At 56.9% G+C, this 21,447-nt stretch carries 19 protein-coding genes; 10 read left to right on the top strand and 9 right to left on the bottom strand.

Going from position 1 to position 21,447, the window contains the following annotated elements:
* Nucleotides 1-194 precede the first annotated feature (194 nt).
* A complete protein-coding gene (locus AC0L2Y_RS11385; RefSeq protein ID WP_473556132.1) occupies nt 195-1,484 on the top strand; it encodes a hypothetical protein in 1,290 nt (429 codons plus the stop codon).
* A gap of 86 nt (nt 1,485-1,570) precedes the next feature.
* On the opposite strand, the gene AC0L2Y_RS11380 is transcribed toward AC0L2Y_RS11385, so the two are convergent.
* The 4 genes from AC0L2Y_RS11380 to AC0L2Y_RS11365 form a co-directional block, all read right to left on the bottom strand.
* A complete protein-coding gene (locus tag AC0L2Y_RS11380) occupies nt 1,571-2,644 on the bottom strand; it encodes an LA2681 family HEPN domain-containing protein (RefSeq protein WP_473556130.1) in 1,074 nt (357 codons plus the stop codon).
* A gap of 550 nt (nt 2,645-3,194) precedes the next feature.
* Nucleotides 3,195-3,536 carry a hypothetical protein gene (locus AC0L2Y_RS11375; RefSeq protein ID WP_473556127.1) on the bottom strand — a complete coding sequence of 114 codons (342 nt, stop codon included), beginning with the start codon at nt 3,534-3,536 and terminating at the stop codon, nt 3,195-3,197.
* A gap of 265 nt (nt 3,537-3,801) precedes the next feature.
* Nucleotides 3,802-4,797: a caspase family protein gene (locus AC0L2Y_RS11370; RefSeq protein WP_473556125.1), complete on the bottom strand. Its 996-nt coding sequence runs from the start codon at nt 4,795-4,797 to the stop codon at nt 3,802-3,804.
* Nucleotides 4,794-5,183, bottom strand: coding sequence for a TIR domain-containing protein (locus AC0L2Y_RS11365; RefSeq protein WP_473556123.1), 390 nt, complete (start codon nt 5,181-5,183; stop codon nt 4,794-4,796). The genes AC0L2Y_RS11370 and AC0L2Y_RS11365 overlap by 4 nt, the downstream gene beginning before the upstream one ends.
* A gap of 666 nt (nt 5,184-5,849) precedes the next feature.
* Between AC0L2Y_RS11365 and AC0L2Y_RS11360 the strand changes: the two genes are divergently transcribed.
* The 9 genes from AC0L2Y_RS11360 (at nt 5,850) to AC0L2Y_RS11320 (ending at nt 16,888) form a co-directional block, all read left to right on the top strand.
* Entirely contained in the window at nt 5,850-7,706 is a 1,857-nt protein-coding gene (locus tag AC0L2Y_RS11360; RefSeq protein ID WP_473556120.1) for a gluzincin family metallopeptidase, read from the top strand.
* Nucleotides 7,688-9,043, top strand: a complete 1,356-nt coding sequence (locus AC0L2Y_RS11355; RefSeq protein ID WP_473556118.1) for a ComEC/Rec2 family competence protein — start codon at nt 7,688-7,690, stop codon at nt 9,041-9,043. The genes AC0L2Y_RS11360 and AC0L2Y_RS11355 overlap by 19 nt, the downstream gene beginning before the upstream one ends.
* Nucleotides 9,044-9,313: 270 nt before the next feature.
* Nucleotides 9,314-11,116 carry a hypothetical protein gene (locus AC0L2Y_RS11350; protein ID WP_473556116.1) on the top strand — a complete coding sequence of 601 codons (1,803 nt, stop codon included), beginning with the start codon at nt 9,314-9,316 and terminating at the stop codon, nt 11,114-11,116.
* 199 nt (nt 11,117-11,315) lie between these two features.
* The gene (locus AC0L2Y_RS11345; protein ID WP_473556114.1) at nt 11,316-12,464 is read left to right on the top strand and encodes a DUF2235 domain-containing protein; all 1,149 of its coding nucleotides are present in this window, start codon (nt 11,316-11,318) and stop codon (nt 12,462-12,464) included.
* A gap of 327 nt (nt 12,465-12,791) precedes the next feature.
* Entirely contained in the window at nt 12,792-13,853 is a 1,062-nt protein-coding gene (locus AC0L2Y_RS11340; RefSeq protein ID WP_473556111.1) for a ComEC/Rec2 family competence protein, read from the top strand.
* A gap of 149 nt (nt 13,854-14,002) precedes the next feature.
* Nucleotides 14,003-14,374 (top strand): TIR domain-containing protein, encoded by a 372-nt coding sequence (locus tag AC0L2Y_RS11335; protein ID WP_473556109.1) that lies wholly within the window; start codon nt 14,003-14,005, stop codon nt 14,372-14,374.
* Nucleotides 14,371-15,360, top strand: a complete 990-nt coding sequence (locus AC0L2Y_RS11330; RefSeq protein ID WP_473556107.1) for a caspase family protein — start codon at nt 14,371-14,373, stop codon at nt 15,358-15,360. The genes AC0L2Y_RS11335 and AC0L2Y_RS11330 overlap by 4 nt, the downstream gene beginning before the upstream one ends.
* 192 nt (nt 15,361-15,552) lie before the next feature.
* Nucleotides 15,553-16,104, top strand: a complete 552-nt coding sequence (locus tag AC0L2Y_RS11325; RefSeq protein ID WP_473556104.1) for a hypothetical protein — start codon at nt 15,553-15,555, stop codon at nt 16,102-16,104.
* A 493-nt stretch (nt 16,105-16,597) separates the two neighbouring features.
* Nucleotides 16,598-16,888, top strand: coding sequence for a hypothetical protein (locus tag AC0L2Y_RS11320; RefSeq protein ID WP_473556102.1), 291 nt, complete (start codon nt 16,598-16,600; stop codon nt 16,886-16,888).
* 97 nt (nt 16,889-16,985) lie between these two features.
* Here AC0L2Y_RS11320 and AC0L2Y_RS11315 read toward each other — a convergent pair whose 3' ends face one another.
* The 5 genes from AC0L2Y_RS11315 to AC0L2Y_RS11295 form a co-directional block, all read right to left on the bottom strand.
* The gene (locus AC0L2Y_RS11315) at nt 16,986-18,653 is read right to left on the bottom strand and encodes a CHAT domain-containing protein (protein ID WP_473556101.1); all 1,668 of its coding nucleotides are present in this window, start codon (nt 18,651-18,653) and stop codon (nt 16,986-16,988) included.
* 392 nt (nt 18,654-19,045) lie between these two features.
* Nucleotides 19,046-19,525: a toll/interleukin-1 receptor domain-containing protein gene (locus tag AC0L2Y_RS11310; RefSeq protein WP_473556099.1), complete on the bottom strand. Its 480-nt coding sequence runs from the start codon at nt 19,523-19,525 to the stop codon at nt 19,046-19,048.
* Nucleotides 19,526-19,632: 107 nt separating this feature from the next.
* Nucleotides 19,633-20,064, bottom strand: coding sequence for a TIR domain-containing protein (locus AC0L2Y_RS11305; protein WP_473556098.1), 432 nt, complete (start codon nt 20,062-20,064; stop codon nt 19,633-19,635).
* Between the two features lie 335 nt (nt 20,065-20,399).
* The gene (locus AC0L2Y_RS11300; protein ID WP_473556095.1) at nt 20,400-20,660 is read right to left on the bottom strand and encodes a hypothetical protein; all 261 of its coding nucleotides are present in this window, start codon (nt 20,658-20,660) and stop codon (nt 20,400-20,402) included.
* Nucleotides 20,661-21,447: hypothetical protein (locus AC0L2Y_RS11295; RefSeq protein WP_473556093.1), on the bottom strand; the 787-nt coding region annotated here is incomplete at its 5' end. It lies immediately after the preceding gene.

Raw genomic sequence — 21,447 nt, 5'->3', positions numbered from 1 at the left:
CGTTCAGGCATCTATGATGCTCGATTACGCCTGCAGAAGAAGACCCGTCTATCACTCCAACATCTGCCCGCCCTTTTGAGATGAAGCCGCTAACACTCCTCCGATTCGATGCTCTGGCCTCCTACGCCCGCGCCCCCAGGGCTCGCCTCATCGGCGATGAGATTGCTTGGTATGAGCATAGTGACGAGCGCGTCTTGGGGACGATCGTTCGCGACAAAGCCGATGGCGATTTCGGCGGCATGGTGTTCGGCCGAGACCGGCGTGGTCGGTTTCGTTGGATATCGGCCACTCCGGGCTGGCATGACAACATTCATCGGTGCCGCGTCGACTTGAGGCGCGAAATGGAGCGCCAAGCCCATTTGCCTGACGAAGAGTATTTCCAGGCTGACGAGACAGGCGCTCCCGTGGATTTCTTCACGCCCGTCGTGCACGTCAATTCCCTCAATACCGCCTTCGTTTCCTTGAGTGATGCACTGGGCTACTCCTCTGCCCGAGGTATCATCGAACCAATGATGCGCTGGTACGACGACGCGGATGGCAACTTCATCGAGCAATTCCAGACGACCGGATTCGATGCACGCGTCTGGGAATTGTACCTGTTCGCCGCCTTCACAGAGCTCGGCTACGAGATCGGGCGCATCCATGTCGTTCCCGACTTCTGCTGCGCGAGTCCGTTCGGCGAATTCAACGTGGAGGCAGTCACCGCCAATCCGACTCGCGACAAGCAAGGTAATGTCGTTCCCGAGCCGCCGCTGGAAACAGCTGAGCAAGCGATCGCCCATCTGAAGGACTACATGCCGATCAAGTTCGCTGGCCCGCTGACTGGCAAGCTCAAGAAAAAGTACTGGGAGAAGGAGCACGTGGCAGACCGACCGTTGCTCTTCGCGATACAGGACTTTTCGTCTCCGGCGTCGATGACCAAGACCAGCAGTGCGCTCCAGCGCTACCTCTACGGTTACGACTACGAATGGACCCGCGACGTTGACGGAAAGCTTTTAGTCACCCCGCGACTCCTGCAATGGCATGTGTGGGGCGAGAAGAAGGTGGAGTCGGGGTTCTTTAGGTTGCCGGATGCCGAACAGGTCTCAGCTGTCCTCTTCTCCAACAGCGGCACCATTTCCAAGTTCGCTCGAATGGGCGCGCTGGCTGGATTCGGTTCCAACCTAGTGCAAATCGTGCGCATGGGGATGTGGATGGACCCAGACCCCAATGCAACAGAGCCGCTGCTGCTGCGCCAAAACGTACGTGATCCTAGGTACCGGGAAAGTTGGGCAGAGGGCATCTCGATCTTCCACAACCCGCGTGCCCTGAAACCTCTTGACGCACGGCTGCTACCGGGCGTCGCGCATCATTGGCTTGCGGAGGATGGGACGCTTCACTCCCAGATACCCCCCATTTTCCCATTGGGGTCGTTTACCCAACTTCTTGTGCCGGAGGGGGCAGACGCCTCAGTACCGGGCGCCGAACCGTTCCAAGCTACTTAGTTCTTTCATGGGGACGCCGAAGACTGACCGTCTGGTACCGGCGACCGAAAGCTGCAAGTCGCGCTATGGCACGGGAATGAGCCGACTCAGAATGGATCGCGCCGCTTCCGCCCGTCCTCGAGGCCATGGACCGGCATCGAACCTATGAGCTGGCCGGGATTCGCAAGCTGCTTCTTCCGCTCTTCGACGCCGATCGCGAAGGATACGTAGAATAGTGCGGATCGCGTCATCTGCATGACGCGGACCGCTTTGGCTTCGAGTTCGTCACTGCCGATGGCGATACCGAAGCCATTGTTGCTCGTCCCGTTGATCATGAATGGCTTGGCCCAGCCTTCGCTCACACGCAGATAGGTGTGCTCCAGCGCATTACGGATACCGTGCAATTCACGACCATCAGCTGCCGAGGTCTGCTTGAGTTGGTCGTCAAACAGCTCCTTCGACAACCAGAACAGGCCGCGCAGTGGCAGATTGTCTCGCTTCTCGAACTTTGGCAACAGGCGCGCCTTGTTCTCGACCATCCAAACGTTCTTGAAGCTAATCCTGTCTGGCACCTTGCCTAAGGCCCAGTAACGATCAACGAGAAAGGCGATCTTGTCGAGCAGCGAATAGGCGATGCGGAAGGCCGTGCGGACCCGCTCGCTGGCCAGCGAATAGAGCGGATAGTCGAGCGTGTCGGTGAGCGCGACTCCGCGATCAGAGAAATGTACGCGCGTGCTGGTCATCCCCTCGAACAGCATGAAGCGCGCGGAGGCGTATTCCTGCTTCATCTGACTAAAGAAGCCGATGATCGGCGGAGGTAGATGGCTGTCGGGGCGGTCGCTTAACCCTTCGGTTAGCGGCGGCAGCATCAGGTCGTCGGTGGCCGCCGCCAGATGCGGTCCAAGATCGTTCAAGGGGCACAGAAAGAGACGGTGCTCTAGGCACCAACGACGATAGGCGCGTTCGTTCTTCGACCGGCCTTCATAGCCATGATTGAGGTCCTGCATCGCCCGGACCGCACCGATATTGACAGCAGCGGCAAGTTCCGTTGCTTGCTTCGCAAAATGGACGAATGCGTCTCGAGTGTCGACGGAATCACAGAGTGCGTCCTCGGCCATTGTCGAACGAAGACCGTCGAAGGCGTGCAGAGCAAGGATCGCGCGCTCGCGGTCGTCGACCACATGCCAGCGTAGCTTTTTAGTCCAGAGCCGCGGTTGCCGCGCGCCATCGCAAAGCTAGGAATGATCTTCAGAGCGTCGTCCCAGACGGCGATCGCATCGATCGAGCGGCCGACCTCGTGGAGGAGGTTCGCGTGGTTGGTGAGAATTTGGCACCGTCGGACCTTGTCGAGGCCCGCGAAGCCAGGATGGTTTGAGGCTCGCGACAACGCAAGCAATTCCGCCTGCCGCTCCGGCGACTCCCACGACCAGGATCGTCCAACGTTCGCTATGTGCGATAGCGCCGCCCAAGCATTGGCTCTGAAATACTCGATCAGCGCCCTATCAGTGTTAGCGAGTTCGCGATTGGACAATTCGCCGAGCAGATAGAGCGCGCGCTTAGCACCACGCTCGAAAGACGCGTCCAACGCGTCGTCGATCAACTCTCCAATGTGGACGATCGCTTGGGCGTCGCTCATCTTCGCGATGCTGCGCTCGCAGCGCTTGTTCAGCTGTTCGAAGCTAGGCTCCGTGGTCATCGCTTTCATCATTTAATCGACAGGGTGACTCGCCCTTAGGGCGAGAGCACGACCCGGAACTTCGCCTGGGTGGTCTTGAGCAGATAGAGTTCGGTCGTTGCCAGCAGCCGCAAAACGTCATCAGTGATGGAGGCAACCGAACCTCCTGGCTGGACAAGAATCATCTCGAATTCAAGTCTCGCGCGGCGCGACTTTTCCTTGAAATAGGAAAGGTCTTTCATCTCGCCCTTCAGGAAGGGGCTATAGCCTTTGCGAACCCAGGTTTCCTGCCGCCTTTTCAGGTCGTGATAAAGTGTCGGAAGCCCGGCATGCTTTGCGACGATGCTCTTCTGCGCCTGGCCGCAGACAATGTAAAAGTTCCGGATATCTTGTGACACCCGCGCTTCGTGGGCGCCCTTGCAATGGACGAGGCATAGCCGGATTGTGTCGTCGTCCACCTCCTTTAGGCATACGACAACAAACCCACCGCCTTTGCTGGCATATCTTATAGGGTATAACCGCTTTCACTCGAAGCCAAACTTCGACCAGTCCAAGGGCCCGACGGCCCAAAGCACATCTTCAAAAAATTCGCTGACTGATAGAATAGCAATCAGAGATCAGCAACCTGCAGAGGGCGGAGTTTGGCCGGTGCAATTAAGTAACCTAGAATCGTTTGTTCTCTGCCAGCCTTCGGTAGTGCGCGCCTTGGGCCGTCAATCGAAAGCCAGTGCTGTGCATGGCTGCTTGCCACGGATAAGGCTGGTCCACGGGCGCAACCAAGTTAACCTTGTAGAAGGCCTGCATTTCTCGGAAGATCGCAAAGTTTATTTCGTCGACAAGGATGTCCTTATACGCGTCTGCAAACTCCCCGCGGTCCCGCTCAAAGCTGGGGTCGACGGGGAAGACATACCCTGCCGTTGGGAAATAGTCCTTGAGTTTCCTAAGTACCTCGGGCGCTACCTTCGGCGGGACCTGTCGCAGTGTGATGAAGCGTTGCACATTCGCCTTGTAGACGGGGCGCTGCTCCCAGCCTCCTAGCGTCTGATCAACCAGCGAATAGAGTGAGGCCGGTGTAATGCGTCCGAGCACATCTGAAGCACTGCCGCTAAGGCCATCAAGCACAATGCCTGTGAACAGTCCATGCCCGTCAAACTCAGCAGCGGACTGGTTGCGGTCTGCAGCGGCGAGAATAGTCACGCCTTTGCCAATCAGTGAAACGTCCTTATTCGCTAGCCCCGAAAGTTCGCCTAAGAACCCCGCATGGCAGCAGTCAAGGATGATGACAGTGGAGTCGATCTCTTGGTGCGCCCCGTTGGCCATTCCGATCACATCAGCAAGGGATAGCCCTAAGGCTCCTTTCTTATGATCTTGGCTTACTAGATAGCCCCGGTTTGTTTCGGGCTCGAGTAACCCATGGCCGGCAAAATACAGTACGGCGGTTTCAGCCTTTCCTTGAAACAACTTCTTGACGCCTTCATCGAGGAGTTCTGTCGTCACATCTATGTCATTGCTGGTATATGTGATGACATCGAAATTCGGATCCCCATTCCCATGGGTCTGAAGTTTCTCCGTAACGGCTATGGCGTCGGCAACGCATCCTTCAAGGTCATTGTCGGCCCCGCCATAGTCGTCAACGCCAATGACAAGAGCGCGCTTCACCGACCTCCCCCAATTAGGGTCTTTAGATTAGGCCAAGTCCAGTTGTACATTTGGTCGGTCGATTTGGCCGACTTGGGCTTAACATTGCCGCCTGCCGAGTAGCCCGCGAGGAGAAAATACGACACCCCTTCCTCCTGAGCTATGCTCAACTCAGCGCTCACCCCAGTAGCTGTATCCGTATTTTTGCCACAGATTACACAAACGACATCAACAGATTTGATCCGGGTCCTGGCATGTTTTTTCCAGTTCTCATCGATCGCCTCTTTGATGGACCAATCGGCCAGTTCGAAGGGGCTATCCTCGAGCTTTGCCTGCCCTACAAGAAGGATCTTCAGCGACTCATCATGGTCGTAGTCGAAGCTCATAAAAACCTTTGTCTTTGCCATTTCAGCCCGACCCCTGTTACGTCATCTCGTTCCGGTGTAGTGTAATCAGACTAGGTATTACAGTCGTGTCCCCAATGACAACCGATATTTTACTACGTCTGCCGGTTCCACCGAGCCTTGTAGTGGGTTTTGTCCCATACAGCTTAAGGTCGGAGGGGTCAGAATGAAAGCGCCCGCGTCGACGAAAGCCCTTTATTCATCTCGACCACCATGGAGTTGAACCACTTCGCTCATCACCGTACCTGACTGACCATCGTGTTGGCGAACCGGATGTCGTCCCGTTTGGCCCTTCCCGAGAGAGGGCGCGGCAGGTTAGCGCCTCGTCTCAGTCATTCGGAGGGTCCGTTCCACATCGGTCAATCAAAATGCCCGACAGGGTGGTCGGCAAAAAAAGGCGCTCAGGGGCCGAATGGTTCGGCCGCGCCGTCCACGCCAGTGGACTGATTGAGCGCTACACAGTTGTAAATCGCGGCTTCCACCTTTGCCTCTTCAACACGACAACCGAATTGAGTCCGAGTTTTTACGAGACGCGATCGAAAATCGCCAGAAACGGCAATGTTATCATAAATTAGCACTTGCTTTAAGTGAGCTCTATAATAGTTTGGGTTGATCGTTCACCATAACACTATGGATCCTGTGCCGGCAAAGTCGCACAACGCAACAGACTTGGACGCCGGAAAGCAGGCGAGAGCCGCAATCAAGAGAGCGCGGGCCGAACTCTATGCGGCGCGGCAGTTTCTGGGTCGTGACACGCAGGCGGACCTCAGTGTTCGCATCCCTTTCGACGTTTACTTCCAGGATCCTTTCGTCACCAATTCCAACAAGGCCTACAATTTCGACCAGGAGTTCGACGTGCCGTGGGAGCCCGGTCTCACCGATGGGCCGACGAGTGCCCGATTTGCCGTCGTTGACTATGACAGCGGCACCGAAATTCTGGCGCCTGCCGCGCGCTGGGATGGTGACCTCGGCAAGTTTGTCGATACCAAGGGCAAAGTTCTCGATCGGCGCAATCTCGACTCCCCGCAATTCCGGCAAATGAACCTCTGGGCAACGTTGCAGAATGCTCTCGACTTCTTTGAAGCTGGCTTTGGCCTGGGTCGTCGCATTGACTGGGGGTTCGAAGGCAACCGGCTTATCGTCGTGCCGCACGCCGGATACGGTGAAAACGCCTTTTATGACCGCGATAGCAAATCGCTGCAGTTTTACTATTTCGATAGCGGCAAGGACGGCGCGCGCAAGCGCATCCACACTTGCCTGTCGGCCGACATTGTCAATCACGAATTCGGCCATGCCATGCTCGACGGCATTCGGCCTCACTATCATGAATCCGTCTTTGCGGAGACCGCCGCATTCCACGAGTTCCTGGGCGATCTTTCGGCGATCCTGATCGCCTTCCGCAACACCGCATTTCGCTCGCAGATTGCTAAAGCCACCGGCGGCGACCTCGACAAGGACAATCCACTCGCTAGCCTGGCCGAGGAGTTCGGCCGCAACATTGGCGATCAGGACTATCTTCGCAGCGCGCTCAACACCCTCAAATACAAGGACGTCAAGGACGACCAACGCCAGCATTATATGTCACAGGTGTTGACCGGCGCGATGTTCGACATCATTCGCCGTCTGACGGCCTACTACATGAAAGTAAGAGGCGAATCGGCGAAGAAGGCGCTTTGGTCCACAATCCGCCGCATGCAGTGCATGGCCGTCCAGCCGCTTGACCTGCTGCCGCCGGTCGACGTGACGTTCGAGGACTATGCACTGGCGGTCCTGCGCGCCGAGCAGATCGCCAATCCGACAGACCCTGACGGCTACCGAAACATGATGATCGAGGTTTTCGTCGAACGCGGCCTTTTAAGCGAGGTGATGGCGGCCGAGCAGAAAAAACCCACTGCCGTGTTCGCGCGTCTGAACGTGTCCGTCTTCCACGATCCCCTGAGCATCGCGACCTCACGCGCCAACGCTTATCGCTTCCTTGACGATAATCGCCGTGATCTCTTCATTCCTTTCGCCGCGGATGTAATCGTTACCGACCTTTCGACCGCGCAGAAGCTAACGCTCTCGGGCCGCCGTCTGCCCAGGCAGGTTCTTCTACAGTACATATGGCGCGAGGATGTGGTGCTCAAAGGTGCCCGGTTCGGCCGTTATGCCGGCGAGGTGACCAGCATGCTTTGCGGCGGCACTTTGGCTCTCGACATCGATGGCAACAAACTGGCGTGGGCACGTAAACCCGGCATCCTTCCGCTCATCAAGGGCTCCCGCACACGCGAGGGCGAGGACGACGAGGTCAAGCGCGGGATAGTGCGCCGCGAAGCTTTCTTGGATGCGCTCGCGGCGCGCATCGCAGCTGGCCGCATCGGCGACGGCGTTGCCGGTGGCGCCGCGGGGTTGCTGGAGAAGTCGATCGCGCCGTTGACCGCCGAAAGAGGAGATGGAACCGTCCGCTTCAGCCTCTCTCCGCATGTCGGCATTCGCAGCGACAAGGACGAGGAGATGGGAGAGCGGCCATGGCAGATCAGCTCCTGATCCGCGCTTACAATGTCGGCGTTGGCGATTGCATCTACATCCGCATCCCAAAAGCCTGTAAAAAGGGCGGCAAGATCGATGATTTCCACATCCTCATCGATTGCGGAAAAAAAGGCAGCGCCGCGGAATTGAAGGTGGCACTCGATCACCTCAAGGGTGAATTGCCTATCGAAGGCAGCGGAAAGCGCCTCGACCTTCTGGTCGTCAGCCACGAACATGAAGACCACATCAAGGGCTTCGATCCGGCCTGGTTCACCGACATTCGTATCGAGAACCTCTGGATGAGCGTCGCGATGAATCGCGATCATCCGCAAGCCAAGTTCGCGCATCAGCTGCATGACATGGCGGCAACGGCCATGCGCGGCATCGCCGCCCGCAATCTGGCGCTGAGCGCGGAGTTGGCAGACATTGCGGCGCGCTACAGCATCGCCAATGACGGCGCCGTGGACGCATTGCGCAAGGTACTCCCGAAACAGAACGGCATCACGCCGCTCTACGTGCACGCGGATATGAAGCCTGCCCAGCTGCAACCAGCGACGCTGTCGGGGGCTACCTTCAAGGTGCTGGGTCCCGAGTTCGATATCGACACCTACTATCTTGGGGATGCCGCCGAGGACATCCTGCATGGCTTCTCTGCTTCGACCGGCCTGCTGAAGGGCAAGGCGAAGGCGCGGAAAACCGGGCCGGCTCCCGCAAACATCAGCGGCTCGGATTTCACGCGCCTGCAATCGCGCATGATGTCGGGCGCCTTTGCTTTTGCCGAGGAGGAGGGCGAGGTCGTCAACAACACCAGCGTCATGCTGCTTGTCGAATGGCGCGGCCGCCGGCTTCTCTTTGTCGGTGACGCCGAATGGAATTCAGCCTATCGCGACAAGAAGAAGAACTTTGCCTGGAACACGGCCTGGAAGCTGCACAAGCTCGAACTTGAGACGCCAGTCGATTTCCTCAAGATCGGCCACCACGGCAGCATCAACGCGACGCCCTGGAACAGCAAGGAAGACGGTAAGCTTACCGAACCCGCCACCATCCTCAACGCCATTCTTCCGCTTCCCAAAGACAACGCCAAGCCCGTCGCCAAGGCAGTCGTCTCGACCGAGCGTACCTTCTACCCAGTGATTCCGCGCTCCACACTGCTCCTGGAGATCGGCAAGCGCGTCAGCAACACCAAGAAATACAGTACCGCGCTCAGCACCGATCAGCTCGCGCAGCTTCCCAACTATGACGACTACGAAGCGCGCTGGCTTGATCGACCGCAGCCTTTGCGAACCGATCTCGAGGCACGCCTCACCGGCAATGGTTTCGTGGACATCACGATCGAGCCAGCCGAGGGTTTTTGAGGGGCTTGTAAACTCCGTCGCGTTGGCGCATCCGAACCAGCAACCACCATTCGTACACAGCAATTGTCCAGGAACCGCTCGTCGATCCGAATTTCTCGTTCGAGTGTCTCGATAACGTCGGCTCTCATGAGAGCTAAGGGATCCCTTGTCGACAGGGATTCTACACGCGTCAGGGAGTTCTCTATGGGACCGGGAAACGTCCGCGACCCAAGACCATAAACTTGATGAACTATCGTCGCCGTCGGCTGCGACGCTAAAGGGAGTTCCTGATTGGCCAAAACAATCAAGCTGGATGATCTGCTGCCTTATTTGGCGCCTGTGCTGCTGGAGGCGACAGGCGATCTGGAAGACGAGCGCCTTGTCAGGGAGGTCATCCGCGCCGTTTCCGAACACGCAGGACGATCGACGGCGCGCAAACGGCGCATTGTCGCAACAACTACCCTTGAGGAGGATGACGGAATTTACTTTCAGGCTTTGGTCTACCGAGAAGCAGGAGCGCCGCCTTGGTTGGCCGCAGTTGAACTCGAAGACGTTGTGCACCACCTGGTGGTCGTCGCAGCAAAAGGAAAGAGCCTCGCCATCTGCGCTTCCGACAGCGCGATGCGCGAACGGATCGTCAAAGACCTCAAAGTGGCAAGGCGCATGTCGCGCGCCGCGATTGCCGCATTTGTGGGACCTGAAGCAAAGGCAATCTGGCTGAACGGGATCCACACGCCGACATCCTCCAAAGCGGACACCAAGGCACTCACAGGACCGACGCTGGAGTACGCGATCGATCCAATCGGTGATCAGACCTATTATTATTCAGCGGCACGCACGGTTCCGGATGTCCCGGGTTTGAAGACTGCCGAGAAGAAACCTCCCGTGGTGGGAGCTGCACCTGGTGGAGCGCGCATCTGGGTCAGACGGTCGAGCAATTGGCGATCCTTCAAGGCCGAGCTGGCCGCGGTCATCGCCCATGCGACACAGGGCAAGCGCGCTGTCGACCCGTTTGCCTCACTATCACAAGCGATTGACAGCGCTGCCGGCGTCGAGCACGCATACGCGATCTCAGTCATACCTGCGGAGCTTCTTTCCGAGGATGAAATTTCAGACGCGGATCGCGAAGCAGCGCGCCGGTGGGCGTTCGATGCAACCTATGTGGTGAAGCCCACAGATGGCCTGTCCCTCACCGTTGAACCCAGTCTGGGAGGCCAGCGGCTCGGCCTGATAGAACTCTCCATAACCCTCGCTGGTGGGGACGTCACGATCGACCACGCGTGGATTGATGAAGAGCCTGGGCAAGACGCCGCGCGGGATGAGTGTACCGGCTTCCTCACCGATATCGACAAGGTCAAGATCTACTACGAGAGCGGCCATGCAATTGCGCAGGGCCACTGCTATGCGGGCGGCTATACGGACCAGCCGTTTGGCTGGCGCTTTCAGACCTTCGCCGGCTATGCCGTCGACACCGAGAAGCCTACATTCAGCAAGGCTGAACCGCTCCCCACACGCATCGCGGTCGACGGCGACAATTCGCTGTTTGCCTATGTGTGCGAAAAGATGTTTCTGGGACCTGACGGCAATCCCAAGGGCTGGCTTGCAAGCGATGACGGATCGATGGAACTGGCTGATTTCATCCATATCGAACCCGAAGCAAAAGTCATCAGCCTCGTTCACATCAAGGGCTCAGGATCAAAGGCTGCCAATCGGGAGGCAGCGCCGGCCGACTACGAGATTGTCGTTTCGCAAGCGGTCAAAAACATCCGCCATCTCGATCGACGTCTGCTGCTTCATGAACTCACCCGGGGAAAGGCGAAGAAGATTGGCGCCGCAGTCTGGCACGACGGCGTCAAACAGCCCAATCGCGAGGGCTTCCTAAAGGCGGTAGAAAAGCTGCCTGCCTCCGCGTCGAAGGTCTTGATCGTGCTGCAACCGCGTCTCACGAAAAGTGAGATTGCACGATGCCGCGCCGCTGCAGCGACGCCGACGAGGTCGATGCGCATCAAGCAGATCGATACGCTCATGCTTGCAGCACGCGCTTCGGCACTTGCGTGCGGCGCCACGTTCATCGGCATTGCAGATGAAATCTGAATGTGTTGTTGCCGCAGCCAAGGCAACAATCGCATAAAATAATTTCCTGTACGAACTTGCGTTTTGATAGGCAAAAGCCAAACGTCATTGCTACTATGCTGTTGTGCTACGCGTTCTCGACGATCTGTCATCTTCCCCAAGTAACATGTTGATTGGTTCTGGGGAGCTTTTGGAAGTCAAGGGGAGAGGTCGAGGGTCGATGAACAAGAACATCGTTGTCTTCTGTGATGGAACGGGAAACGAGGTCGAGGGCAATCTTTCCAATGTTCTCAAGCTGTATCGAATTGCACAACAGAACGCACAGCAGGTTGTCTACTACAATCCTGGGGTGGGTACGATCGGGCTGAGCAGTGACTGGAGCTCGTTTTTTCAGAACGCAAAGGGGGTTTTCGGTCTGGCGACAGGCTACGGCTTGGACGAGAACATTATGGACGCCTACCGTTTCGTCTGTCAGCGCTATGAAGACGGCGACAAGCTGTTCTTTTTTGGGTTCAGCCGAGGCTCCTATACGGTACGTGCTGTGGCCGGTTTGATCTACGCAATTGGCCTGCTCAGACCAGAGCAGCTTAACGTCGCCTCCTATGGCCTGACGGCCTACAAGCGGGCGCGCCAAGACAACAACCTGCGCCTTGTGTGGGATTTTGCACGCATCATGAGCACGCGCCGCGCCCCTATCCATTTTCTCGGAGTATGGGACACGGTGGCATCCATGATCGTGCCGCGCCCCGACCGGTTCTATCTGCCCAGCCTGCGCACTTTGCCCTACACACGCACCAATCCTGGCGTGCGCTGTTTTCGACAAGCAGTGGCAATCGACGAGCGACGGCGGCTATTTCGGTTGAACCGGTGGGAGCCGGGACAAAAGTACGCGCCGGTGCCCTTTGCCAATCCACCAAGCAACGATCAGCAAGACACAGTGCAAATGGCGTTTGCCGGCGTGCATTCCGATATTGGCGGAGGCTACCTCGAGGCTGAAAGCGGGCTTTCGAAATTCCCTTTGGCCTGGCTTGCCGATGAGGCCGCTGCTCAGGGCCTGCTGATAGATGCCTCGATGTACCAGCATCTCGTTGAAGGGACTGCCTTGACCGACGGCAGACACATCTATGTCGCGCCCGACGCGACCGGCAAGTTGCACAATTCGCTCAATTGGGCGTGGTGGATCCTTGAACTCCTTCCCAAAAGTGTCAAATGGCGAGAATGGAAACGGTGGTCGTTTTTAGGCTGGTATATACCCCGTGGGGAACCACGATGCATACCAGACGACGTGCAGATACACCCGTCGGTCTACGATCGAAAATCCCGGGTGCCTGATTATCGTCCCGTCAATGTGTCCGACCGATCTCCTTAGCCAACTGGGGGAATCGGCGACACCTTGCGCGAACCTGTCTTTCAAGGCGTACCAACTGCTCTGCGCGTATCGCCGGAGTTTCCTCGTCGTGTTCTGCGATCCAGAAGACTGTCGTTCGTTCAGTACGGGTAGTGGAAAGCTCTCAAAATTACATTCAGATAGCATCGGCGTGTAAGTGGCGTAGTCAGAAAGTTCGAAGATGACAGTTCAGATCTGGAGCCGAGGAACTGAGCCGCATCCTTCGATACGCAAGGAAGACCTGCCGTCTCTGGCTTCAACCGTAAGCACTGATCCCCGGGACCGTCCGGGTCCCTGAGGAGTTTCTATTTGGCGACGTTCTGCCTTAATATGTTGCCCGCCGGCGATGGTGACTGCCTGCTCCTCTCTTGGGGAGATCACGGCCTGCTCAACCACATGGTCGTCGATGGTGGCCGGGCTGGAGCCTATCACCATCTTCGCGGCCACCTCGCCCGGATCGCCGACGCCGGCGAGAGACTAGAGCTATACGTCCTGACGCACATCGACGGCGACCATATCGAGGGCGCATTGGCGTATCTCAAGGACGTTAGCCGCCCGATTGCGCCGCAGCAGGTCTGGTACAATGGCCGTCGGGAGATGAGTTCGATCCGTACCCGCAGCATGAAGCAGGGCGACGCCTACTCCGTAGCGCTTTCCACGCTCGGTTGGCCGGTCAACGAACCGTTTTCCGACGGGGTTGCAAAGATCGAGTCCGCGCCCGGCGAGATCGACGTGGCCGGACTGCGGCTGACAATGCTGTCGCCCGACGAGGCCCATCTCACCGCGCTCGGTGGCAGATGGGAGGATTGGAGACGGCAGGAAGACCTGGGCCGACGCGGCGGGATACGCAGGGCGGCGAAGCGGCCGCCGGTGCCGGATCCGCTAGTCGTTGAGGACTTGGTTGCGCCTGGTCCCACCGACAAAGAGTTGCCGAACGGGACGAGCATTGCTTTCGTCGCAGAGTGGGGCGGTCGTCGAGTTCTGTTCGCTGGCGACGCGCATCCGGACCTGCTCGCGTCCTCGCTTGAGCCGCTCGCGGCTGCCGAAGGGGGGCGCTATCGGGTCGACCTTATTAAGGCATCGCATCACGGGAGTGCCAAGAACACCTCAAATCGACTGATCGAGATGCTCGACTGTCGACGGATGGCGATCTCGACAAACGGGAACCTTCATGGCCATCCCAATCCGCAATCAATCGCGCGCTTCCTACATTTCGGGCCGGAAGGAACGAAGGATCTCTACTTCAACTACGTCACGGATTGGACGAAGCCCTGGATGACGCAAGCGGTCGCGGAGCGATACAGGTACCGGTTTCATTCCCCGCCCGGCCTGCCGGGAGCCCTTTCGATTAATATTTTTGCTGACAACTAATCCTTGTTGCATCGCCTTAGCCCCAGCACCGAACCGATGGCGGAGCTCGGAAATGCCTGCATTTAGTCTGCACGAATACAATGGCCCTTGATCCAGCGATGTGCGCATGATCTGTGGGTGTTGTTGTCGGGAGCGCGGGCATTTTTAGCATGGCGGATAAAAAGGTGATCTTCGTCGCGTTCGCGATCGAGGACGAGCGTGCGAGAGATCTACTCAAGGGTCAATCGCTCCATACGGACTCGCCATTTGAATACATCGATATGTCGGTGAAGGAGGCCTACACCGAGGACTGGAAGGCGAAGGTGCGCACGCGTATCCGGCGGTCCCATGGTGTGATCGCACTAATTAGCAAGAACTCACTTTCAAGTTCGGGCCAGAAGTGGGAGATCGCTTGCGCGCGGGGGGAGGGTGTCCCCGTCCTCGGAATCTGGGCCTATTCAGACGACAGGACGTCGGCAGTCGGCGTGACCACCAAGGCATGGGGCTGGGAAACTATAGCAAACTTTATCGATGGGCTATGATCGTGGGAAAGGGCAGGAAAGCGCTTATAGTAGGGATCGACTATTATGAAGACTTGGGCCAGCTATCGGGGTGTGTCGACGACGCCCACAAAGTGAAGGCGGCGCTCGACCGTAACGGCGACACCTCCAAAAATTTCCAGACTAAGATTCTGACCGGTACCGGTCCCAACGACATCGTCACCCGGAAAGCCCTTAAGGAGGAGGTTCGCGACCTCTTCTCGGGTGACGAGGAGGTCGCACTATTTTACTTCGCGGGCCATGGCCACATCGAGGCTACCGGCGGTTACCTGTGCGCTACGGACACGGCGACAGGCGACGACGGCTTGCCGATGGGAGAGATCCTCAAACTTGCCAACGATTCCAAAGTCGCCAACAAGATAATCCTGCTCGACAGCTGCCACTCGGGCATTGCAGGCTCTTCTGAGAATGATCCACGCTTTGCCGAGCTGACCTACGGGCTCACCATCCTCACCGCGTCGACGGAAAAGCAGTACGCCCACGAGACCGACGAAGGCGGAGTGTTCACGAACCTGCTCGTTGACGCTCTCGAGGGAGCCGCCGCCAATCTGGTCGGGGAGATTACGCCGGGAAGCGTTTACGCGCACATTGATCAGTCGCTCGGGTCTTGGGGACGTCAGCGCCCGATCTTCCGCACAAACGTCAACAGCTTCGTATCACTTCGTCAAGTTACTCCGCCGATCGCCCTCGAGGATCTGAGGGCGATCGCAACACTGTTTCCCAGCGCCCACCACCAGTTCGAGCTCGACCCCACGTTCGAGCCCTATAGGCCGATCAGCGGGGTGGAGGTCGATCCAATAGCGGAGAATACAAGCCGGTTCGCCATTCTTCAGAAGCTCAATCGCGTGAACTTGGTGGTGCCGGTCGGCGCGCCGCATATGTTCCATGCCGCAATCGAAGGCAAATCCTGCAGGCTGACCATTCTCGGCGAGCATTACCGGCGCCTCGTGGTTAATGACCAGATTTGAAGTTTGGGTGAGCCACTTGCAGGCACTGGAGGAGGGAGCAAGCATCGGTGTCACAGTGCTACCATGCCCGACCAGGGTTGGACTGGTCCTGGATGCGAACCTCGATCGGATCTTCGTGCGCGACTCGGCATGGCTACTTTAGGTGCTAGCGCAGTAAGCTGCGAATATGCGCGACTGGTTTGGAGGCGACTAGTGAAAGTCCCCGTTTTCGTCAGCCGACCTACACCGCATCTTGCGTCTCAGGAACGCTTCGTTGCGCAATTCACTGACGAACTGATGAAACGCGGTTTTGATCCCATTACGATGGGACCGGCCAGCAGTAGCTACGACTACGATGCTCCGCTTGTCGGTATTCGACGGCTGCTAACTCATTGCTGCGGCTTAGTTTCGGTCGCTTTTCGGCGGACTCACGCATCGGCAGTGAAGAAGTATCCTTCAGCCGATTTACCGGGCTTCGCAGAACGGGACGACCCCAACGTCTGGTTCACAAGTCCATATTGCCAGATTGAGCCTGCGATGGCTTTTCAATTGGGATTGCCCATTCTGATCCTTAAGGAAGAAGGAGTTCTAGCCGAGGGCGTTTTGGAGCGTGGCGTAACCGGCCTATACCTCCCAGAGTTTAGTCTCGCGGATGGTCCGTCTTTCATCCACGGTCAGGAGTGCCGCGCCCTGCTCGATCAATGGGGCGGTTATGTTCGTGCCGCCTACAAACGGCGGGGCGATCCTCCAAGACTCTTCGACTGACAGCAAGGAATGCAAAACGAGCACCAAGCAACCGGGCACCAAGAGTTTCGACGCTATGCCGATTCCGGATCCGGAAGCGGCAACGGCTCCCGAATATTGACCGAGTCCAAATACTTGTTTGCAGTGAGGTCGGAAAAAGCGCCTGTCCGCAACCCTCATCCCTTCTCCAACCCCACGCCGATCTCCTCAGACCCACGAATCCTTGGTGTAGGTAAATGCGGCCGCGAGTTTGCTGACACTCGCTCATTCGCGCCATCAGACGGTCGGCCGAGTCCGGACCACCCTCGATGTGGCATCGTCACCGCATCCAGATACTTGTCCAAGCCGTCCACTCTGAACATGTGGGCTACCCTCTGTGCGAAGGAAGGGTCCGCATTATTGTATAAAACGAATGCTTTGGTTGGCATGTTTCTCGCCCACGACCTAACGGGCCTAGACCCGCTAGGTGGGAGAAGAACTGACCCCGCAGTAAGAAGCGAGCAAGGATTTAACGATGAACAAGGATGATATCGACGCCCAGCTGTCGTCTATTTTTGAAAAATTGGCCGCGATCGAGCACGATCGATGGTCGCACTGGCAAAGATATATGCATTCTAAGTGCTCTATGCAGGCCGACGGAAGCTTGTTGATACCGCCCAATTTGGTGGCCCAGTGGGAACGATTGATTGCACTTCCCTACGACCACCTCGACGAGGATGAAAAGAATAGCGATCGGGAACAGGTGCAAAGGTATCTGCCCGTAATCCGGGACATTTTGGGGCGTCGATCACCGATTGTCCCATAAGATAGCCAGCAAGATGACACGCAACTCGACCTGCACCTAAATTAGCCTGTCGGATGTCCGCGTGAAGCCATTTCCCAAAAGGTGCGTGACAAGGGTATCAATCTGCCTGCTGGATCGGCTCCAAGATCATGTCGTGGAGCTCGGCGATTTGAATATTCAGCTGCTTCACGGCAGCCAATATTTCCTTTGCCCGAGCTACTGTCGCATCTGATCTAGGGTCTGTGTTGTCCTCAGTTTGGGCAAGCTCGGAGAGCATTTGTCGCAGCCGGTCCTTGCCAAACCGATCATACATGATGGTGTCGAGTTTTTCAGAAGCTACCATGCCTCGCGCCTCCCGCAGCTTTTCGCGATAGGCGCTAAGTTGGTCGAGATGGAATTCAATTGACTCTTCGGTGGAATCCAACTGTATCCGAATGCCATGCAAGTCTTCCAGCGTGGCTTCCCCTGCAGCAATCCGTTCGAGGTATTCGAGGAACCCGTGTGGGGCGAAGCTCAATCCGTCTAAATTATGTGCTGCGCTTCGGGACTGCCGTCTGCGGCTGTACTTGGCGATGACTTCTTCCCCTTCCGGGCCTAGTTCGATCAGAGTCGTTATCAGTTCGCTGAGTCCGCCGACCAGATCGGTCACGGGACCGGAAATCCTAATCGCACCATTCGGTTGCTCCTCGAAGTCGGCCTTCGCGCGTGCAACCTTTACAAGGACAAGCTGGCCAACATCGATGCCATCACGGACTGAGATCTGTGGTAGGTCGGCATCCTCCAACAACGCCGCTCGCATCGCCGCGGTGGCCTGACGCAGCGACGAGCCGACTGACTGGGCGGCTGCCACTGCTGCATAGAAGCGTGTCGCGAACAGAGCGGCTGCGGTATCGGAGATTGAATCCGACATAGCTATGATAACCGGAACCGCAGGCAGGATAGCGTCGCTGCCTTCAAGGGTATCGCATGCGTTCAGCACCAAAAGTGTCGGGGGCTCATCTGTGGCCGCCAGGGTCTCGGCGAGGATCGAAAACGAAAGCTCATGCCCTTCCGGAGCATCGACACTCCCGTTGTCAAAAAGCAGACCCTTGCTTCCGCCGTGCCCCGAGAAGTGGACAATGTGGGGTCGCAGGTCATTGATGCCATCAACGAGGTCCTCATAGGTAGCTGCCGAACGATGGTCGAAGTCGACTAGCTCGCGATAGCGAGAGGCGCGAAGCGCCTGCTTGACGCTTCGTACTTCGGCCTCTGTGCGAAGCCAGGCGCTTTCCTTCACAACTGAACCGTCTGGATTGCGGAATTCTTGCTCGATGGCTTCGGGATTGGCGGTCAGATACAGAACACGGAGTTTTTCCGGCTGGGGCTCGCGCACCATCATTAGTTTCAAGGTCGGGCGCGAAAGCCTCGCGATGTCCTTTGTGTGGCTCCTTTCGACCTGCCGGCGGCGATGGTCGGCACGATTCTGTGCATTATGTTCCGACTGCTCCGCCGAACGCAACGAACGCGCTTTAGCGGTCTGTGCAGCTCTATTTCGCGCCGACCGCCTCCTTAGATCAGCCAGTTTCTTCTCGGCGGCCACGACCTTCTTCTCCTCTGCTTCGGCTGAGCGCAGATAGCTTTTCCGGCTCGAAAGGGAGCGCGTCTTCATTGCGCTTTCGCGCTTCTTATCAGCTTCCGCCCGTGCCTTCGCTCCCGCTTGCTCTGTTCTGGCAATGTCCTCACCCAAGGTTGCCTCGGCGTCCTTGAGGCGAACCATTTCGCGATTGAGGGTATCAATTCTGCTCATTAACGGTCCACCTGAAGCGGTCTGGTGTGGGCGGCGACAAACTCGTAGCGAGGAGCGAGGCTTGGGGGACGGATTTGCACCGTGCCACGGGGTCTTTCAGCCCGATCAAGGCGGAGGGCTTTCTTGTTGATGGCGTGGTTGCTCACCCAACTTGGGCCACTGAGCCGCGAGAGCATCCAAACCAGTTTCAAACCTAGCTTTCATGAACACCTCCGTGAGCGAACTGTTGCCTGCGCAAGCCCGGTCGCGTGCATTTGGGGCACACAATCTCCGGACATGCTGCGTCCGGTGCTTCCCTTACGCGGGGGAGCACCTGAGCAAAGGTGGTCCGATCCATCCTGGCCAGTCCCGATCAACAGTCGGGCACTCTTGACCGTTGATTCAAAGGCACATCATTGGCCAATGCCAGCTCGAAGATTTCTAAAGAATTCTTGTGTCGATCGAATTCGGGCCACACCCTCGTTTAAGGTAGCGCGTTTCTGGACAAAACTCCTTTCGGCGGCTTTCGACGCCAGCGCGTACTGGTCTAGATGGGCTTCTGTTCGCAGATAGGGCCATTTGCGTAGAAATTCAGGCGGGAGGGAAGAGCCAGCCAAGAAAGTGGCCAAAGGATAGTCCTTCTCGGTCGCAACACCAATCTCCCAAGGCACCCATTGCGACGCCTTAGTAGCCTCAGATACTACTGCGAGCAATTGCGTACATTTGCTCATCTCCGCCTGGATATGTGCAGCAAGGTCCTCTCCCTTGCGATCGATGAACGGGTCAATCACGTCCAGATAGGAGTCAATATCGTGAAGGCTCTTAAGTCGACGGGCAATGAGACTGGCCGTCTGCGCATCAGCTGATTGGTGGGACAGGAAAACTTTAATCATTGAACCCCTCTTGCCTTCAACAACGCGCTAATCGCGTCAAATCATATAAATAGTTTTTTATATTTTAATTTGATATAGCCCGAAGGTCGAATTACGCTGGTTCTTCTTCAACGACAATAAAGATCCCAGATACCCGCGGCGACTGACGCAGAGTTCCATGATACGAATTTCGTAGCTGCATTGCCTACAACACTGGCAGTTCGTTGAGCCCCTCTCAGATCGACGGCAAGGATCGGCTTGTCGTAGACGAGTGACCCCTCTAATTCTTTTCCGATCCACTTACTATAGTGCGTATACATTCCGGTCGGAATAACCACCACGTGGCTTCGTGCTATTTGTCGATAGATTGCTTCGCGAAGAGTCCTGACATTGGGGGCATCCACAATAGGATCGTTTCTTGGGACCGAGTAATTGCGGAAGTCGATCCTGGCCTGACCGAATCGCCAATTCTGGCCGAAAATCCAGCGTGAGAGGGTATCGTAATGCCCCGAATATGCCCAGGAATGGCTAATAAAGACATGAACCTGGTGTACGCTCATTAGTACCTTCCACAAAAATGGGCAGTGAAGGCACACCCGGTTATGTTAGGGCACAAGCCTCCGAAGGGATGATGATAACAATACCGTCACGGTGTGGCGAGCAGGCAGAAATGATCAGCAGGGTCATTTACAGCAAATCGATAGAGAACAACCCTTCGTTAGTGCAGTTAATCCACGGCGAAAATCAATTGCTGACGCCCGTTTAACCCTGCTTGCATGGCTTGAACAGCGTGGTGGGAAGGTTGATGACTACGCGTTTTCGAACAGGATCAATCATTGGGCGCCCATGGCGGTGGCCGCCGCGAGCTTGTGCCGGCGCGCGCCTGGGGCGACGGCTATCGCCTGCGCGGGTCCGAGTAGAAGTCGATATAGGCCTCAATCGGACGCAAAAGCCGCGCGCTCAACCGCTGCGGAATGAGCTCCATGATACAGCAGTCGTAATAGAATTGGATAATCGGCCAGGTGTTGATAACCGCGCTCGGGACGCCTCCCACGGCACCGTATATAACGGCAACTGGCAGGGCGATTGCTAAGGCGATTGGAAAGAAGACGAGCGCTTTGATCAACTTGAACAGAAATGCGACCGCTCTTGCCATCTATACTCTCGCCGCCGAAAGCCCGGCGTTCGCCCCAACCGTCTGTTCCGCCACTTCCTGCATGCGTGCGTCCAAAAGGTGTTCGAACCGGAAAACCCACCATCTCAGGGGGTTGCTTGGGATATAGTATCGCGAAGGGTAAAACGGGACCATTGAACTGACCTCTAAGACTTCCGGGAATGTGCGGCAGATTTCGAAATAGTCATCTCTCACGTGCGGACTTAGCTCCGCGATCAGTATGATGCGTTTAGCAGTGAACCTTTCGAGACACTGGTCAATCTCCCACTTCAAGCTCTCTCTGGGATAGGTGAAGTCGATGACCGCAAGATCGGATTCGCTCATCAGCTTTTCAACTTCGACCTTCCAAGCGTCACTCCGAGAAAGTTTGGGTTGACCTCTTGCATCGGACAACATCTCGCCCGTGGGATCCTGGATATCCTGCTTGATGATGTTGACCGGCCATATCACCCTTCCGTAGCAGCCAATGCTGGGAACCACGCGGTTCGCCACATCGGCACGAGCGGCCTGCTGGAAACCTCGCAGGAATATTATGTTGCACGCCTCGCGTGCGCGCCCCTTCCTCGGCGCAAGCAGCACCCATAAGAGCAACGACGCGGAGTTGAACGTGATGAATGCTGCGAGAAATGGATACGCGTTGACGAGACCGAATGCATTCAGGATTGCACTCAGCAAGCAAAAGGCATTCACCCAAACAATCGTGTCAATCACGAGTGGGGGGATCGCTGCGCGTTCATCCCCCAGCTTCGGTATTCCACGCCTTGGGGAG

This window comes from Mesorhizobium sp. WSM4830 (genome assembly GCF_055811495.1).
This window is presented reverse-complemented; position numbering and strand designations above follow the sequence as displayed.

Bases quoted from the DNA above. Each gene is read 5' to 3' on its own strand.
- AC0L2Y_RS11330 (WP_473556107.1), top strand. From the start codon at position 14,371: ATGATCGTGGGAAAGGGCAGGAAAGCGCTTATAGTAGGGATCGACTAT.
- AC0L2Y_RS11355 (WP_473556118.1), top strand. From the start codon at position 7,688: ATGGCAGATCAGCTCCTGATCCGCGCTTACAATGTCGGCGTTGGCGAT.
- AC0L2Y_RS11335 (WP_473556109.1), top strand. From the start codon at position 14,003: ATGGCGGATAAAAAGGTGATCTTCGTCGCGTTCGCGATCGAGGACGAG.
- AC0L2Y_RS11320 (WP_473556102.1), top strand. From the start codon at position 16,598: ATGAACAAGGATGATATCGACGCCCAGCTGTCGTCTATTTTTGAAAAA.
- AC0L2Y_RS11315 (WP_473556101.1), bottom strand. From the start codon at position 18,653: ATGAGCAGAATTGATACCCTCAATCGCGAAATGGTTCGCCTCAAGGAC.
- AC0L2Y_RS11365 (WP_473556123.1), bottom strand. From the start codon at position 5,183: ATGGCAAAGACAAAGGTTTTTATGAGCTTCGACTACGACCATGATGAG.
- AC0L2Y_RS11305 (WP_473556098.1), bottom strand. From the start codon at position 20,064: ATGAGCGTACACCAGGTTCATGTCTTTATTAGCCATTCCTGGGCATAT.
- AC0L2Y_RS11300 (WP_473556095.1), bottom strand. From the start codon at position 20,660: ATGGCAAGAGCGGTCGCATTTCTGTTCAAGTTGATCAAAGCGCTCGTC.
- AC0L2Y_RS11310 (WP_473556099.1), bottom strand. From the start codon at position 19,525: ATGATTAAAGTTTTCCTGTCCCACCAATCAGCTGATGCGCAGACGGCC.
- AC0L2Y_RS11345 (WP_473556114.1), top strand. From the start codon at position 11,316: ATGAACAAGAACATCGTTGTCTTCTGTGATGGAACGGGAAACGAGGTC.